General features: G+C 34.9%; 11 protein-coding genes. 6 read left to right on the forward strand and 5 right to left on the reverse strand.

Annotation, left to right across the window (positions count from 1 at the left end; translation table 11 throughout):
- Positions 1-168 precede the first annotated feature (168 nt).
- Together O5O44_RS03485 and fsa are read left to right on the forward strand one after the other, a co-directional pair.
- On the forward strand, positions 169-2,220 hold the full coding sequence (locus O5O44_RS03485; protein ID WP_289195749.1) for a transketolase family protein: 2,052 nt from the start codon (positions 169-171) through the stop codon (positions 2,218-2,220).
- Positions 2,221-2,233: 13 nt separating this feature from the next.
- On the forward strand, positions 2,234-2,890 hold the full coding sequence (fsa, locus tag O5O44_RS03490; RefSeq protein WP_289195750.1) for a fructose-6-phosphate aldolase: 657 nt from the start codon (positions 2,234-2,236) through the stop codon (positions 2,888-2,890).
- Positions 2,891-2,977: 87 nt separating this feature from the next.
- On the opposite strand, the gene O5O44_RS03495 is transcribed toward fsa, so the two are convergent.
- The 5 genes from O5O44_RS03495 to O5O44_RS03515 form a co-directional block, all read right to left on the reverse strand.
- A complete protein-coding gene (locus O5O44_RS03495; protein WP_289195751.1) occupies positions 2,978-3,904 on the reverse strand; it encodes a T9SS type A sorting domain-containing protein in 927 nt (308 codons plus the stop codon).
- Positions 3,905-3,915: 11 nt separating this feature from the next.
- Positions 3,916-6,795, reverse strand: coding sequence for an alpha-amylase family glycosyl hydrolase (locus O5O44_RS03500; protein WP_289195752.1), 2,880 nt, complete (start codon positions 6,793-6,795; stop codon positions 3,916-3,918).
- 89 nt (positions 6,796-6,884) lie between these two features.
- Complete coding sequence (locus tag O5O44_RS03505; protein ID WP_289195753.1) at positions 6,885-8,240, reverse strand: SusF/SusE family carbohydrate-binding protein; 1,356 nt, start codon at positions 8,238-8,240, stop codon at positions 6,885-6,887.
- Positions 8,241-8,260: 20 nt separating this feature from the next.
- On the reverse strand, positions 8,261-9,808 hold the full coding sequence (locus tag O5O44_RS03510; RefSeq protein WP_035105927.1) for a RagB/SusD family nutrient uptake outer membrane protein: 1,548 nt from the start codon (positions 9,806-9,808) through the stop codon (positions 8,261-8,263).
- A 12-nt stretch (positions 9,809-9,820) separates the two neighbouring features.
- Positions 9,821-12,988 (reverse strand): SusC/RagA family TonB-linked outer membrane protein, encoded by a 3,168-nt coding sequence (locus O5O44_RS03515; protein ID WP_289195754.1) that lies wholly within the window; start codon positions 12,986-12,988, stop codon positions 9,821-9,823.
- 321 nt (positions 12,989-13,309) lie between these two features.
- Here O5O44_RS03515 and O5O44_RS03520 point away from each other — a divergent pair, with 321 nt between their 5' ends.
- The 4 genes from O5O44_RS03520 to O5O44_RS03535 all read left to right on the forward strand — a co-directional run bounded on the left by O5O44_RS03520 (position 13,310) and on the right by O5O44_RS03535 (position 18,916).
- Positions 13,310-14,383 (forward strand): LacI family DNA-binding transcriptional regulator, encoded by a 1,074-nt coding sequence (locus O5O44_RS03520; protein ID WP_289195755.1) that lies wholly within the window; start codon positions 13,310-13,312, stop codon positions 14,381-14,383.
- Between the two features lie 189 nt (positions 14,384-14,572).
- On the forward strand, positions 14,573-15,934 hold the full coding sequence (locus O5O44_RS03525) for an MFS transporter (RefSeq protein WP_289195756.1): 1,362 nt from the start codon (positions 14,573-14,575) through the stop codon (positions 15,932-15,934).
- 3 nt (positions 15,935-15,937) lie between these two features.
- On the forward strand, positions 15,938-16,603 hold the full coding sequence (pgmB, locus tag O5O44_RS03530) for a beta-phosphoglucomutase (protein WP_289195757.1): 666 nt from the start codon (positions 15,938-15,940) through the stop codon (positions 16,601-16,603).
- A gap of 3 nt (positions 16,604-16,606) precedes the next feature.
- A complete protein-coding gene (locus O5O44_RS03535) occupies positions 16,607-18,916 on the forward strand; it encodes a glycoside hydrolase family 65 protein (RefSeq protein ID WP_289195758.1) in 2,310 nt (769 codons plus the stop codon).
- Positions 18,917-18,926: the final 10 nt, after the last annotated feature.

Raw genomic sequence — 18,926 nt, forward strand, 5'->3', positions numbered from 1 at the left:
AAATTATTTTCAGATACAGGACAGCTAAGCAAAGTAAAGATTATATATTTGCAAAAACTTAGGTTTTTTTGGTGGTTTATTCAATAAAATAAGGTTTATAATTTTCATTAAAGCCTTCATAGTAAGTCTCCTGAAGAATAGAAAATAAACATAAATTATAATTAAAAAATGAACAAAAACATTGATCAAAGGTCTGCCGACAATATAAGAGCATTAGCAGTAGCCATGGTAGAAAAGGCAAATTCGGGTCACCCAGGTGGTCCCATGGGAGGAGCAGATTTCATGCATATTCTTTATTCAGAATTTTTTAATTATGATCCCTCAGATATGACTTGGCCATTTAGAGATCGTTTCTTTATGGATGCAGGGCATTTATCTACTTTAATGTATGCACAATATTACCTTTTAGGAAACTATGCGAAGGAAGATGTTGCAAATTTCAGACAATGGGGGTCTATCACACCTGGGCATCCAGAAGTTGATGTAGCAAGAGGTATTGAAAACACATCTGGTCCATTAGGACAAGGACATACTATGGGAGTAGGAGCTGCTATTGCAGCCAAATTTTTAAAGGCAAGATTCGGTGATTGGATGAACCATAAAGTATATGGTTTTATTTCCGATGGAGGTGTTCAAGAAGAGATATCACAGGGTGCTGGTAGAATTGCAGGGCATTTAGGATTGAATAACTTTATTATGTTTTTCGATTCAAACGATATACAATTATCAACATCCACAGATGAGGTAACAAGTGAAGATACCGCTAAAAAATATGAAGCTTGGGGATGGAAAGTTGTGACAATTGATGGTCATAACCACGATGAAATCAGACAAGCATTAAATGATGCAAATAACGAAACAGAAAAACCAACACTTATAATTGGAAAAACCATTATGGGTAAGGGAGCTGTTGCAGCCGATGGCAGTATGTTTGAAGGCTACTGCGAATTACACGGTCAGCCAATAGGACATACCGGTGCTGATTACGAAAAGACCCTATTGAATTTAGGGGCCTCAGTTGAGAGTCCATTTGATATTTACGACGATGTAAGTGCTTTTTACAAGAATTTGATTTCAGAAAAAACAGCACAAGCAGCTAAAAAGAAAGCTACAATAAATGCTTGGAGAAACGAAAATAAAGCATTAGCCGATAAATTAGATTTTTTCTTATCTGGAAAACTGCCAGAATTAGATTTTGAATCAATCGAACACAAAGCAGGATTAGCAACACGAGCAGCATCGTCAAATGTATTAGCTTATTTAGCTGATAATGTTGAAAATATGATTGTGTCTTCAGCAGATTTATCGAACAGTGATAAAACTGATGGGTTCTTGAAGAAATCGTCTGCATTACAAAAAGGAGATTTTTCAGGTTCATTTTTACAAGCTGGAGTTGCCGAATTAACCATGTCTTGTATTGCAAATGGTATTGCTTTACACGGTGGTATTATTCCGGTTGTAGCAACATTCTTTGTGTTTTCTGATTATATGAAACCTGCCATTCGATTAAGTGGAATTCAAGAATTAGGCGTGAAATATGTTTGGACACACGATGCCTTTAGAGTAGGTGAGGATGGGCCAACACATCAACCTGTTGAACAAGAAGCTCAAATTCGTTTATTAGAAAAATTAAAAAATCATAGTGGTAAACCAAGCTTCCTAGCATTACGTCCTGCAGATTCGGCAGAAACAAGTGTGGCTTGGAAAATGGCTTTAGAAAACAATGCTACACCAACAGGTTTAATTTTATCAAGACAAGGCATCAAAGATATTCCGGCTCAAGGCCAATCGAGGTATCATGAAGCACTTGAAGCTACAAAAGGCGGGTATTTAGTGAAAAAGGTTGATAATCCTGATGTTGTATTAATAGCTAACGGATCTGAAGTTTCAACACTAATTGATGCCGCACAAATTCTGGAAGAAAAAGAGAATTTAAAAGTTAGTATTGCGTCTATTATTTCAGAAGGTGTCTTCAGACAACAATCAAAAGCATACCAAGAAAGTGTGATTCCAAAAAACAAACCACTATATGGCTTAACAGCAGGTTTGCCAGTGAATTTAGAAGGACTAGTAGGAGAAAACGGGAAAGTTTTTGGTTTGGAACATTTTGGTTATTCAGCTCCAGCGAAAGTATTAGACGATAAATTTGGTTTTACTGGTGAGAAAGTAGCTAAAAATGTATTAGAATATATTAACGAAACCGTTTCAGTTAAACAATAAATAAAACAATAAGATGAAATTTTTTATAGATACAGCAAACCTAGATGATATTGCAGAAGCACAAGCTTTAGGTGTTTTAGATGGTGTAACCACTAATCCATCGTTAATGGCTAAGGAAGGCATTACTGGTGAAAGCAATATTATTGCACATTACAAGAAAATTTGTGACTTAGTTGAAGGCGATGTGAGTGCAGAAGTGATTTCAACAGATTTTGAAGGTATGGTGAGAGAAGGTGAAGCTTTAGCTGCTTTAAACCCTCAAATTGTAGTTAAATTACCATTGATTGCAGATGGAATAAAAGCTTGCAAATACTTTTCAGATAAAGGGATAAAGACTAATGTAACATTAGTGTTTTCTGCAGGACAAGCACTTTTAGCAGCAAAAGCGGGTGCAACATATGTATCTCCTTTTATAGGAAGGTTAGATGATATTTCAACCGATGGATTAAATCTAATTGCAGAAATCAGACAGATTTATGATAACTACGGTTTTCAAACTCAAATTTTAGCAGCATCTGTTCGTCACACCATGCATGTTATTGATTGCGCTAAATTAGGAAGTAATGTTATGACTGGACCTTTATCGGCCATTAAAGGGTTGTTAAAACACCCATTAACTGACATAGGTCTTGCTAAATTTTTGGAAGATTATAAAAAAGGAAACAGCTAGTTAACAGGATTCCTTAAAAAGTAAAAGCTTCTCTTTTCCCTTAAAGGCATTGAGAAGCTTTTTTTTGGAATAAACAAGTTTGCTATTTTAATTTTTTACAAGCTTAATAATGCTTAATTCGTTTTCAGTATTAATTACTTTTACTAAATAAATACCTTTATTTAGCATTGAAACATCAAAAACATGTCCTACTTCGAAGCTACCTATAGTAGTTTTATAAAGTTTACCTGTAATTGTATAAATTTCTAATCGCTCAACATTTTGGTTAAGTGAAAAACTTTTTGAAACTGGATTAGGGAATACTTTTATACCATCATTAGTTGCAAGTTTTCTAGTGCTTAAAGTAACCGCATAGGTATATTCGCTTGTTGGTTTCCAATAAATATTCGCATTCGCAGTACCATTCCAATCATCTTGAAAATAAACAGAATAACCTGTAATATCTTGATTATTTAATGTGATATTGAAAACTTCGGCTCCATCATTTATGGATACGGTCATTGTAGTTGCTGTATTTAATGTAAACTCAAATTTAAAATCAGCATAACTATCAGAACTACCAATGCTTGACGCATTTGTTGTTCCACCGTTTGAAACAACCTCCCACGGGTCGTTTGCACCACTATTTCCATTTAAATTCACCTGTACCGCATAATTATTAATTCTGTCTGCCCAAGTTGTTGTTGCTGTTGGACTAGATAATAATGCTAAACCAATTACACCAAATGATGCTTGGGTTGCAGATACTGTAATAGTGAATTTATCTCCTATTGCCATTGTTGATGGTGTTCCAGTGGTGGTTCCGTCTTGAGTAAAGTTTCTCCAAGCCACTGATTGTTTAGCACCTCCGCCATTAGCCCACATTCCGAATTCGGTAGCTCCATTGTTAAACGATCCACCGCTATCAGTAAAAAAAGCATTGTAATTTTCAGCTTGTTGAACATAATTCACAGTTGTTTGTGCGCTCAAACATCCAGCTGAGATAAAGAATAATAAAAAGTAAAAGTTCTTCATAATTTAAAAATTTAGTTAATAATTAATCGTTTAGAAACAGAAGCAGATTCAGTTTTAAAACTCACAATATATAGACCTTGGGTTATGTTCGAAATATTAAATTCATGGTTCATTTGAAAGCCGCCTTTAAAAGTTGAAATTAATTTTCCAGTAGTGTCATAAATTGAAACAGATTCAACGGCTTTGTTGATGCTAAAGTTGTTATTTGCAGGGTTCGGATAAATAACAAAATCACCAGCAAAAATTTCATTATTCGAACTTAATGTTGAAGGCTGATTTCCATACACTCTAAATTCCCCTGGATTAAGAGTGATTGCAGTTGTGGTTCCAGCTATAACCGTGCTCCCGGTATTATCCATCAAATCGTACCAATCATCGGTATAAGGAAAATTTGGATTTACCACTTGAGTTGTTACTGAAAAATTAGCAAGAACAATTACATTTTTAAGTTCGGTACCTGAAGTGTTTTCATTACCAGTGTAAATACTTATTCTTGGTGTTTGTGTACCTGAGCTTATGTTGTAACTACCTTCAAATACAGGTTCGTTAATTTTTAAAGCATTTAGTCTAGCCCAATCGTTATAAATTTGACTTCTGTTGGGATCACTAAGCCAGTTGTTAACCCATTGTGGTTGTGGTTTAGTATCTAACTTACAATCGCCATCATTATTACCGTCGTAATCAGAATTAACTACGCCATTGTTACATGTCCATATAGAGTTTTCCATTCCTAATTCTGCAAAATGCCACACCATTTTAGGACCTGGAATAGTTAAAGTTACTGCTCCTAAAGCGGACATTCTTGACAAAGCTGTATTTAAATCTTTAACATCATGAGATGGATTGGTACTTATACCGAATTCTGTCATTTCGTACATGATACGATCTTTATCATGACTTTCTGGGTATCCTAATGTTCGTTTTTCTGTAAATCCATGTGCGGTATGTCCCATTCTATCGAAATTGATATCGCTTGACTGCCCTTGAGCTAAGTTTTTATAAGGCGTCCACATTTCACTCCACATCATAACACCTTTAGGAATGGCATCTCCTAGTCTGTAATTAGCCCATTGCTGTTCTTCATTATCAGCTCCTAAGTGTTCAAAAATAACGTAATGAGTTTCATCTAAGCTCCATGAATAATCGGCATACTCTTTTAAAACATCTACACGGTCCTGCTTGTAACTATTTGTACAACCCTCATCTCCGGAAGAACATAATTGTGTAAATCCTTTGGTTAAATCCCAACGGAAACCATCAATTTTAAATTCTTCAATCCAATGTTTTACAACACGTTTTGTGTAAACTTTTGTAAAAGAATTTGAATGATCGAAATCTGAACCAACACTATAAGCGTGTTTTGCAGTTTCGTTAAAATAAGGGTTTTCAGAACTTGGATTGCCCCAACCATCACCATCTGGGTCGTTCATCCACATACGTACCATTGGGTTTCTACCAAAAGCATGGTTTAATGCGACATCTAGAATAACAGCAATACCATTTTGATGACAAACATCTACAAGTTCTTTAAATTTATCTTCGGTACCATAAAATTTATCTAAAGCCATATGATACGCTGTATTGTAACCCCAGCTTTCATTGCCTTCAAATTCCATTACAGGCATGAGTTCAATGGCATTGATGTTTAAATTTTTAAAGTAATCTATTTTATCAATAACATCTTGAAAATTCCTGTCTGCATCAAAATCTCTAATTAAAAGCTCATATACAACTAAGTCTTCTTTTTTAGGCTTATTGAAGTTTGTAATTTGCCAGTTATAAGGTGTTTTGTCGGTTTGTAGAACCGTAACTTCACGTTCTTGCCCTGTTGGATAAGCGGGTAAATTAGGATATGTACTAGAAGGAATCCAAGGGTCATCAAAAGGTGACAATAACAAAGTTGAATAAGGATCTGCAGTTTTTACCAATGCAGGTGAATTCGTTGCCGGTGTTTTATCTACAACCCAATATTGATACGTTTCAATTTGTCCTGGTGTTAAACCAGTTAGGGTAATCCAGAACTTATTGTTTCTAGAAGGATCTCTTTTCATGGCATACGCTGCATCTGGTTCCCAATTATTAAAACTCCCTGCAACATAAACAAAATCTTTACCCGGCGCATATAGTACTAAAGTCGCAGTGGTAGGATCGGTGTCATCAAAATTGATACCATCTAAATAGGTTTGTGGCATGATGCTAAAATCTGATCCTGGATCAACAATAACAGAAAATGATTTTGATTTTGTAGTTCCGTTAAAAGTAGCTTCAAGGGTGTAATTTTTATTAATTGTAATATTAGAGTCTGTATACGAATATGAAGAAATACCTGTTTGCGTATTAATAGTACTTCCGTTTGCTTTTAAAACATAATTTGCGTTGCCACCAGTGTTTGTTGCCGTAATATTTAAATTACTGCCTGAAGATAGAATGGTAGTCGTGTTAGTAGGAGCAGTAAGTGATAGTTGAAATGCACCAACATCAACAAGGATATCTTGCGATTTTTTATCGCCAGAACCATCTTTAGCTTTAACTAAAAAGCCAATTCTTCCAATATTTGTTCTAGAAAAAAATGCGGTAGGTACAAATGAAATAGTATAAGTGTCTGCACCGCTATTATAGGTTAGTTTATTCGCTTCATTAGAGTTGTCCCAAGAGCCATTAGTAGGGCAGCCTTGTTCGTTGGTTAAATTGGTGTCTAAAGACCAAGCCCAAAGATAAAGTTCGTTTCCTGTTACGCCCCAAGTTACTTCATTAATACTGCTGCCTTGTATGGTAATGGTTATGTTATCGTCTTCCTCAAAAGGAGAAGGCGAAACAGTGTGTGTAACTGTTTGCTGCTGTGCGAAACACCAATTAATAAATAATAAAAAAATAAGTACAAGTTTCTTCATGCCATAATGTTTTATAAAAAAAGAGGTTGCATATTTTAAGCGTGCAACCTCTTTTTAATTCAAAAAAAATTTACTTCTTTTTAAAGAGTTTACCTTTTTCCGATAGAATATTTAATACCCTCGGCATCATTAAAGTCTATGCTAATAACATAGTTTCCAGCTTCAGATGCAATGTTATTGTCGGCGTCGGTATCTAAAATATTATCACCAGTAGCATCGCCATAACTTACATCCCAAGTATTGTTTTGACGGAATTTAATTTCACCATCTAACAACGTGATGTTTTCAGCAAACCATACACCTGGTTGAATTTCGGTTAATGAAGCATCAGGTCCAGCGCCTCCCCAATCGTTATATCCAGAACCAACAACACCATATACATTTGATTCTTCTATGGTATAAGAATTATCATTTAGGTTAATTGTAATTAAGTAGTGTCCGGCAGTTGATGCTATATTATTATCAGCATCAGTATCTAAAATACCATCAGCATTGGCATCACCAAAACTAACATCCCATGCGTTATTCATTCTAAATTTAATTTCGCCGTCTAATAATTGAACGCCTGCTTTAAAAGTATCGGTTGTGTAATCGTAGTAGAATTTAGCATCAGGCGTTGCTCCCCAATCATTAAATCCAGAACCAACTACACCCCATGAAAATGGCTCGATAGTATAAGCGTTATCATTAGTATCAATAGTAATTTTATAATCACCAGCTGTTACCGCAATATTATTATCGGCATCTGTATCTAAAATACCATCGTTATTAGCATCACCTAAGCTATTATCCCAAGCATTGTTTTCGCGAAATTTAATTTCACCATCTAGTAAATTAACGTATGATACGATAACTCCTGGCGTTGCCGTTGTGTAAAATTTACCATCGGCAAATGCGCCCCAGTTATTATAACCAGAACCAACAACACCCCACGATGCAATTTCAAAAGCGCCACCGCCACCAACAACTTCTTCTGGTAATACAACGTTTAATTCTTGTATTGCAGAATAGGTTGGAAGCCCTTCGGTTCCAATAAACCCTTTTACTCTAAAGTAAAGTGTTCCTGTGTTCGGTAAATCAGTATTTGGGTCGTTATCTAAACCAGCTGCTGTGGCAAATTCGAGCATTTTACCAATGGTCACTGCAAGTTCATTCCCGTCGGTAGTGCCTACTGTTGTTACATCAGTAAAATCACCTATGATTGAATTTTCTAATTCGTAAGTTACATTTGTTGGAACTCCAAAATTAGCATCCTTCCAAGTGAAGCGTTCACCTAAATTATTAGAAGCTGCAACAGTAAGAACATACTCATCTAAAAATGAATTAGAGAATACAATACCATCGGTAGGTTCTTGTGCGGTGAATACTAAATCATCATCCTGATCACAGGCATTGAAGCCAATGATAGCTAGTAATAAGAGTGATAAAATTTTTATATTTTTCATAATCGTTTAAATTTAGTTTTTTAAAATCCTGGGTTTTGTGTTAGATTAGGGTTTGCTTGTAATGCCGAAGACGGAATAGGATATAAATTATAAGTATCTGGTATTGAAGTACCATCTTTTACACCACCTTTCCAAGGCCATAAATAAGACCCTCCGGTAAACTTTCCAAATCGAATTAAATCTGTACGTCTGTGACCTTCAAGATTTAACTCTCTTGCGCGCTCGTCAAGAATAAATTGTTCTGTTAAATCTGTTTGCGTTATACTGCTCGCATTCGATCTTGTTCTTACTGCATTAACGTATTGCACAGCAGTTCCCATATCTGCACCTGCAGCTCCACGAACAGCGCATTCTGCATACATTAAATAGGCATCGGCTAGTCTGAATAATGGAAAATCTGTACTAGAAAAAGCAGATGGAGAAGAAGCACCACTAAAACTAGTGTTTCTGAATTTTACAACAGGATACCCATCGGTCCATTCTTTGTAATCTTCCATTTCATAATTATGTCCGTCTGTCCAGAATAAACTTGCTCTCACATCGGTTGAAGTACCTAAATCGCCAAATAAACTATACCAGGCTTTTGAAGATCTGTGACCTCCCCAACCTTCAGTTGCACCGAATTGCGCTAATGGCGTAGTATCAGAATTTAAACTTCCATTTACAATATAAGTTGTGTTTCCGAAACTTTGACTCACTTGAGCATCTGCAATTAAGGGGAATATAATTTCTGGCGATGAATCATTATCAGCGGAAAAAATACTCACGAAATCTGTAGCTAAACTATAAGGGCCTTCCGTAATAACTTTATTAGCAAATGTTGCTGCCTTGTCATATTCCGGCGTACCTGTATATACTTCTGCGTTAAGATACAATTTAGCAAGTAGCATTTGCGCAGCACCTTTAGTTGCTCTACCATAAGTGTTTGTTTCTGGTAGAAGTGCTTCAATTTCCAATAATTCAGATTCTACATATTCGAATAATTCTTGTCTTGAAGCTTCTGGTAATGATTCTGATTGCCCAAAGTTTTCTTCAGTTGCAATTACACCTTTTCCGAATACGTCAATTAAATAATAGTTTGCAAGTGCTCTAATAAATCTCACTTCAGAAATTACCGCGTCTTTGTTTTCAACATCAACATTTGGTAAAATAGAAAGCAAGTTATTACACTGCGGAATCGTAAAGAATATTCTATTGTATAAATATCTGAAGAATTTATTTTCGGCAGTCCAATCACTAGTTGTTGTTAATTGGTCTAAACCATTATCTCCCCAACGATTTTTCATAGCATCTGCTGCAAAATCTTGAAGGTTAACAATTCCTCTTAAAAAAGGCGATTCTCCTGCATCGTCACTAATATCTGAACTTCCAGGACCGTTTGCGCCAGAAAGCGCGAAAGAACCATAAAGTCTAGACACAATGCCTTCAACAGCTTGTGGGTCTTGAGCTAAAAGCTCATCTAAAGATAATTCTATTAGAGGTTCGGTATTTAAGTCGTCTGTACAGCTCACCGTGAAAGTGCAAACAACCACTAAACCAAATAGAAATTTTAAAATGTTATTTTTCATAATTTTCATAGTTTAAAAATCAATATTTACACCAATGTTATATACAGTAGCTCTCGGGTAGAAGTCGTTATCGATTCCCGTAAAATTCTCTGGATCTTGCCCTGAATAATTTGTGATTAAGAAAGGATTGTTAACTGCACCGTATAATTTAACGTTTGCGTTTTTTACTAAATTAGTTAAAGTATGTCCAATTACAATGTTTTCACATCTTAAAAAGGACGCGCCTTCTAAGAAGTAATCAGAATACTGAACTGGATCTAGAATATCAGTAAACACTGGGTTTGCCTCTCCGCTATAGAAGTCTAATGAGTTCACGAAGAACGTACCATCTAATGATTTAGCATTATCTATAGCTCCATGTGTTAAACGTCTTGAGTTGTAAATTTCTCCATCTAATTGACCTCTAAAACTTGCACTGAAATCCCAATTTTTGTAAGTCATGTTAAATCCAAAACCGAAAGTCCAGTTTGGTTGAATGGCTCTGTAATATCTATCGGCCTCTGTAATTCTACCATCATCATTTAAGTCTACAAACGAACCTAAAACAGGATCGCCGTCAGCATCATATACTTGTTTTAAAACCCAAGCAGAACCAGCTTGTTCACCTAAAGCATGACGTAATAAAATATTACCTGTACCAATTGCTAATCCGCCATTTGGCGCATTGATTTGTTCTACACCTTTTAAGTCTGTAACCTCGGTGAAGTTATAGGATAGGTTTCCGTTAAATGAAAGATTAAAATCTGTAGTTCTAACTGGGTTAAGATTAAAGTTTAACTCGAAACCTTTACTTTCAGTAGAACCTACATTTTGAATAACTTGATCACTTAAGGCTTGCCCTGGAGGCACCCCAGTTAATACTAATAAATCATTAGTGTCTCTTTTATAAATATCGAAAGAACCAGATATAAAACTGTTTTTGAAAAAGTCGAAATCAACACCTAAATTGTAAGTTGTTGTTTTTTCCCAAGTTAAATCAGGATTAAATTCTTTAGCGTTATAAAGATTAACACCAGAAAGATATTGACTGTTCTGTGATCCAATTTCAAACAATGGAATTGAAGGGTAGAAACCAACTTGACCAGAAATATCTTGCTGACCAGTTTCACCCCAACCTAAACGTACTTTAAAATCGTTTATGAAATCAACATCTTGTAAAAATGTTTCTTCTTTCGCTTTCCACGCTAAAGCAGCTGAAGGGAAATAACCCCAACGATTTTCTTCAGTAAAGAAAGACGAGCCATCAGCTCTGAACGAAGCGGTTACCAAGTACTTGTTGCCTAAATTAACGTTGGCTCTAGCAAAGAACGATTGTAAGTTTAGTTCGTTAAAAAATCTACTGTTAGGATTATTAGGGTTGATGTTTGGAACTCTATCTCCTGTGATACCATCAAGATCTAAATCAAAATCTTCACCTGCTACACCATCAGCTGTTGCAATTGGGTCAGATTGAAACTCATCTTTATTACCATCGTTTTTAAAATTCTGATATGAATAACCAGCTTGAACATCGAAATTGTTAATGAACAAATCATCAAATTCTTTTCGATAAGCTAAATAATATTCAGCAGTTACGTTGGTAATGTGTTGTCTTTCAGCATAAGTTAAACCTGGTTGAAGAATATAAGTTCCATCTGCAAGCGGATTAGCTAAATCTGCACTAAAAATCTGTGTGTAGCTATTAACTGCATTGTCTAAATACTGCTCTTCAATTTCAGCTCTTGAGGCTTCTAAACCTAAATTAACAACAGCACGTAATTCTGGTAAAAAATGGAATTTATAGTCTAATTCTAAATTTCCTAAAATACGCTTTACTTTTTCAGGTCTTTGTCTTTGTAGCAATACCGCTAATGGGTTACTAGCTCCAGCTTTCGCATTTGGTGCATTTGTAAACGAAGACAATTGTAATTGCTGATAGTATCCACCAAACATAGAATTTGCATCATAAATAGGTTTTGTTGGGTCTGCAGAAATTGCACCACCTAAAGCACCACCTTCATCAACAGCATTCTTGTTAACCGATGTACCTTTCGCATTAAAATCTATTTTTAAATGATCGTCTAAAAGTTTTGGCGTTAATCTAATAGATGCCGTAAATCTTTCGTAATCGTTTGTTTTAACAACACCTTCCGTTTCGTTGTAACCTACAGATGCTCTAAATGGTATTTTTTCAAATAAATTAGCTCTAACTCCAAAATTGTAATCTTGAGTTACGGCTGTTCTATAAATAGCATCTTGCCAATTGGTATTGTAAATAGCACGATCGCCTGCAGGCGTGTTAAAAACTCTAAAAGGTTCGTCAGTATCTACAGAGCCTAAAGGTACACCTATAGAACCGATATCATCTGGGAAATATTGATTAGCAAATCGTAAAAATTCGTTGCCATCAAACACAGGTATTTGATTGTTAGTACCAATTTCACTTATTGAGGTTCTAGCAGAAAAATTAAATTTAGCTTCACCAGAAGTTCCCTTTTTAGTAGTAATAATAAGTACACCATTAGAGGCACGAGAACCGTAAATAGCGGTTGCCGATGCATCTTTTAAAATACTGAAGCTTTCAATATCATTCGGGTTTATTAAACTTAAAGGGTTGCCTACACCAGCAACACCACCGTTATCTAACGGCACACCATCAATAACAATTAAAGGAGAATTGTTTCCGGAAAGGGAAGATCCACCTCTAATTCTAATATTTGGAGCAGCATCTGGTTGTCCACCAGCACTAGTAATTCTAACACCAGCAGCTTTACCTTGAAGTAATTGATCTGGAGAAATCACTGCTCCCTGGTTAAAATCTTTTGAAGAAATAACATCTACTGAACCTGTGAGATCTTCTTTTTTAACACTACCGTAACCAATAACTACAATTTCGTCTAATTGCGAAGCGTCTTCTGTTAATTGTACATCTAGATTTAGTTGCCCAGTGTAAGTTACTTCTAATGTTTGGTATCCTATATAGGAGAATACAATAACGTCGCCGTTATTCACTTCAATCCGGTAATTCCCATCAAAGTCTGTTGCAGAACCAGTATTTGTTCCTTTTACAACAACATTAACACCCGGGAGCGGTAAGGAAGTAGATTGTTCTGTTACTGTTCCTGATAATGATGTTTGTCCAAAAACATAGACGGGTGCCATTAACAGTATAAACAGCAAACTATGAATACTTGTTTTCATATAATTTGGTTTAAATTTTAGTTTGAATAATTCAGTTATATTTTCACTCCTCATGTCAAAAATATGTAAAGCGTTTGTAAAGAAGTAAATTTGAATTACGAAATATTCTACGAAAACGATTTCGTGTTAACAACTTTTTAATTTTCAGGCTTTAAAATAAGAATTTCATATATTTAGCGCTATTTTAAATAATCTTCTATCTTTACAGCAACAATATTTTTATAGCTATTTTTACATTAAGAAACGTGTTGGTAAAACCTTTATCTCACTACGTTTACTAAACAAAATATTTCTGCTTAAGCGGTACACTATTTTAATTATATGAAAAGAAAGATAACATTAAAGCAAATTGCAAAAGAGTTGGATGTCTCGGTTTCTACGGTTTCTAAAGCGCTTAGCAATAGCAAAGAAATTAGTGAAGATACTACTCAAAAAATCCAAGCTTTTGCTAAATTATATAATTATAAACCCAATAATATAGCGCTTAGTTTAAAGAACAGAAAAACTAAAACCATAGGTATTTTAATACCAGAAATTGTGCATCACTTTTTCTCTACAGTTATTCGAGGTATAGAGCGCGTAGCCAATCGTAGAGGTTATAACGTTATTGTAGGTTTATCAAATGAGTCGTTTACCAAAGAGATTATAAACATGGAAATGCTTGCTAATGGTAGTATTGATGGGTTTATTCTTTCCATTTCAAAAGAAACTTTGCTAAAGCAAGATTATCATCATTTTAATGCCACAATAAACCAAGGTATGCCTATTGTTATGTTTGATAGGGTTGTTGATGAAGTAAATTGCGACAAGGTAATTGTCGATGATTTTAATGGCGCTGTAAAAGCAGTAAAGAAACTTATTGGAAACGGTTGCAAACACATAGCTTTAATTACCACGTTAGATTATGTAAGCGTGGGTAAATTAAGGACTCAAGGCTATTTAGAGGCCTTACAAAGTAATGGAATAGAAGCCGATTCTAATCTTATTTTAAAAATTGACGATAGCTTAGATGTTGAAAATAATTTGGATGTTTTGGAAGCAGAAATAGCGCAATTTTTTAAATCGAATCCTAATATTGATGGCGTTTTTGCGGTTAATGAGCTTTATGCAGTTTCTGCTATGAAAGTGACTAGGAAACTCGGGCTAAAAATACCAGACGATGTTCAGGTTATTGGGTTTACCGATGGAGTTTTGTCTAAACACGCAACACCAAGCCTTACAACCGTTAGCCAACATGGGCAAAAAATTGGTGAGCAAGCTGCCAATTTATTGATAGATAGGTTGGAGGCTGAAGAAGCTGAACCCGAGCAATACTTTACAAATAATGAACAAAAAAAAGACTTTATAAAAGTGGTAATTGAAACCGAAATTATTGAAAGAGAATCAACTAAATAATTTCGTAGAATCCCAACACATGAATGTATGTATTAGGAAAAACAAAATTCTTTTTTATCTTTGATTCGAAATCAAAACTTATATTTTCACTTCTCATGAATAAGTTTTGATAAGGTGCATCCATATAGCTTAATAAATTATGAGGTGTGTTATTGCTTATCAAATAGTATCAATGTTAAATACTTTTTAATGGAAAAGCGCAGATTAAGTTTCTGGCAAATCTGGAACATGAGTTTTGGGTTTCTAGGAATACAAATGGGGTTTGCACTCCAAAATGCCAATGCAAGTAGAATTCTTCAAATTTTTGGAGCCGATGTTCACGAACTATCATGGTTCTGGATAATAGCACCTTTAATGGGTTTAATTGTTCAGCCAATAGTTGGACACTACAGCGATAAAACTTGGGGGAAATTTGGTAGACGTAAACCTTTTTTTTTAGTAGGGGCCATTCTAGCATCCATTGGTTTAGTGCTCATGCCACAAGCAGATATTTTTATAGCATTTTTGCCAGCGCTTTGGGTTGGTGCCGGAATGCTAATGATTATGGATGCTTCTTTCAATATTGCCATGGAGCCATTCCGTGCATTGGTAGGAGATAATTTAAGAACAGATCAACGTACTTTAGGATTTAGTGTGCAAACTGCACTCATAGGTTTTGGAGCCGTTGTTGGGTCATGGTTGCCTTATGTATTAACCAATTGGTTTGGTATTTCAAACGAAACTATTGAAGGTACGGTGCCATTTAATTTAATCTTATCTTTTATTATTGGTGCCATTGTATTAATCGTTTCAATTTTAATTACTGTTTTTACAACTAAAGAATATACTCCACAAGAGTTAGTAAGTTTTGAAAAAGCACATTTGGAAGCAAATGATAAAACAGTTGAAACTGAAGATGTAAAATCAAGTTTGTTGGATATTTTTGAAGATTTTAAAAAAATGCCAACAACGATGCGCCAATTAAGTTGGGTGCAGTTTTTTTCTTGGTTTGGGCTGTTTGGTATGTGGGTGTTTGCTACACCAGCCATTGCGCAACATGTTTACGGTTTACCATATACCGATAGTAGCAGTTCTATGTACCAAAATGCAGGCGATTGGGTAGGCATTCTTTTTGGAGTGTATAATTTAATTTCTGCACTTTACGCCTTTGCTCTCCCTTACATAGCTAAAAAAATAGGTCGTAAAAAAACACATTCAGTATCGCTTATTATTGGAGGACTAGGATTATTATCCATCTACATTATGCCAGATAAAAATTGGCTTATCGTTTCAATGATAGGTGTTGGTATAGCATGGGCAAGTATTTTGGCAATGCCTTACGCAATTCTAGCTGGTTCAATTTCACCAAAAAAAATGGGTGTTTACATGGGGATTTTCAATTTCTTCATAGTAATACCTCAAATTATCAATGCCTTAATTGGCGGTCCACTTGTTAAATATGCTTATGACAATCATGCCATTTTCGCATTAATGATGAGTGGATTTAGTTTTTTAATTGCAGCATCTTTAGTGTATAAAGTTAAGGATGTTGATGACGTAATTCAATCATAAAAGATGAACAAAATAGGAGTTATATTCGATTTAGACGGAGTTATTGTAGATACCGCTAAATATCATTTTCTAGCTTGGAAACAACTTGCTAACCACTTAGGGTTCGAGTTTACAGAAGCACATAACGAACTTTTAAAAGGTGTTAGTCGTGTGCGTTCTCTAGAAATCCTTTTAGATATTGGTAAGGTTTCACTTTCCGAAGAAAAAAAACAAGAGTATCTAAAAAGTAAAAATGAACATTACTTAAAATACATAATGAAAATGGGGCCAGAAGAAATACTTCCTGGTGCTAATGCCCTTTTAGATAAATTAGATAACTTAGGCATAGAATATGTTTTGGGTTCTGCAAGTAAAAATGCGCCCTTAATTTTGAAACAAGTGAATCTGTTTGAAAGATTTTCTGGAATTGTTGATGGCAATAGTGTTACTAAAGCCAAACCAGACCCAGAAGTGTTTTTAATTGGTGCGCAAAAATTGAATTTAAAGCCCGAACAATGCGTGGTTTTTGAAGATGCTATTGCGGGTGTTGAAGCTGCAAATAAAGCAAATATGATATCTGTCGGGATTGGAGATAGTAATACACTCCACGAAGCCGATTTTAATTTTAAAAGTTTAACTGAAATACCACATGATTTCTTTACTGCGGTAATTCCAGAAAAAATAATGTAAAAAATGAACCAAGATTACATAATACCAAATAATTGGTCCATCATAGAAGAAGGATTTGATGCAAGTCAAGTTAAATCCTCAGAAAGTTTGTTCAGTATTGGCAACGGTGCTATGGGTCAACGTGCAAATTTTGAAGAGCAATACTCTGGCGATACCTTTCAAGGGAGTTATATTGCTGGTGTTTATTATCCAGATAAAACCAGAGTAGGTTGGTGGAAAAATGGCTATCCTGAATATTTTGCTAAAGTATTAAATGCACCAAATTGGATAGGAATAAACGTTACAATAAACGGAGAACCATTAGATTTAAATACCTGTAAAACTGTAGAAGGTTTTAAACGCGAGCTCAATATGAAAGAAGGCTGGTTGTCCAGACATTTCATCGCAACATTGCCAAATAATGTTCAAGTTGAGGTATCTGTTAAACGCTTTTTGAGTTTAGTTTTAGATGAAGTTGGTGCTATTCATTATCAAGTTAAACCTTTAAATACAGATGCTGAAATTGAATTTCAACCATATTTAGATTCTGGTATTACCAATGAAGATTCCAATTGGGACGATCAGTTTTGGGACACAACAAATATAAGTTTCGAAGATAATCAAGCCTTTATTGAATCGAAAACCATGAAAACCGATTTCCATACTTGTACATTTATGGAGTCTAAAGTTTTTAGTTCTGGAGACCCCATTTTCTCAGCACCAAAGGTTAAAAAAGAATCTAATTACATTGCTTTAAGCTATGTTAACCAAATAAAAAAGGGTGAAACATATAGCATTCAAAAATTTGGTGGTTATACAGTAGATAGAAATCATGATAAGACTAAACTTGTTGATGCAGCAAAGGTGGTATTAAAAACCGCCATTACAAAGGGCTTCGATCAATTACTTGAAGATCAAAATCAAGCTTGGGCGAATATCTGGGAAATGGCAGATATAACTATAGAAGGCGATACCAAAGCGCAACAAGGCATTCGCTTTAATATCTTCCAATTAAATCAAACTTATTTAGGGAAAGATTCTAGATTAAATATAGGACCAAAAGGATTTACTGGCGAAAAATACGGCGGAAGTACCTATTGGGATACCGAAGCGTATTGTATTCCGTTTTATATGGCTACTAAAGATCAAAATGTGGCGCGTGCACTTCTGGAATATCGCTACAATCATTTAGAGAAAGCTATTGAAAATGCTGAAAAATTAGGCTTTAAAAATGGCGCTGCGTTATATCCAATGGTAACTATGAACGGCGAAGAGTGCCATAACGAATGGGAAATTACTTTTGAGGAAATTCATAGAAACGGTGCTATTGCATTTGCTATTTACAATTACCATCGTTACACAGGCGATTATAGTTATATTCCAGAAAAGGGGCTTGAAGTATTAATTGCCATTGCTCGTTTTTGGCATCAACGTGCTAACTTTTCTACTGATAAAAATAAGTATGTCATTTTAGGCGTTACAGGACCAAATGAATATGAAAATAATATAAATAATAACTGGTATACAAACTATCTTGCAAAATGGTGCATCAATTATGCTATTGAAAATATAAATAAAGTAGCTGCAGAATACGCCACAGATTATACCAAAATCATGAACAAAATAAAATTATCTGAGGCTGAAATTAAAGAATGGAAGGCTGTTGCAGATAATATGTACTTTCCTTATTCAGAAAAACATCAAGTCTATTTACAGCAAGATGGTTTTTTAGATAAAGAACTAATAACTGTAGCAAACTTACCAAAATCAGAAAGACCAATAAATCAAAAATGGAGTTGGGATAGAATTTTGCGTTCACCTTATATTAAACAGGCCGATGTTTTGCAAGGTTTCTACTTTTTTGAAGATCAATTTACGGAAGAAGAATTGGAACAACATTTCGATTTTTACGAACCGTTTACTGTGCATGAAAGTTCGTTGTCGCCTTGTGTTCATAGTATACAAGCTGCAAAATTGAATAGAATGGATCAAGCTTATACATTCTATTTACGTACATCGCGATTAGATTTAGACGATTATAACCACGAAGTACATGAAGGATTACATATTACCTCAATGGCAGGAACTTGGATGAGTATTGTTGAAGGTTTCGGAGGTATGCGAATTATAGATAACAAACTTTCGTTTACACCAAAAATCCCAAAACAATGGAAAGCGTATTCCTTCAAAATAAATTTCAGAAACCAGATTATAAAAATTAATGTATCTCAACAGCAATTAAATTTTGAATTGCTCACAGGCAACGATTTAGAAATTTTGGTTAACAACAAACCAGTTGTATTGAAAAATAAAATTTTGAAGTCGGTTAGTTAATATAGAACCA

Source organism: Algibacter luteus, from assembly GCF_030344935.1.
Taxonomy (GTDB): Bacteria; Bacteroidota; Bacteroidia; order Flavobacteriales; family Flavobacteriaceae; genus Arenitalea; species Arenitalea lutea.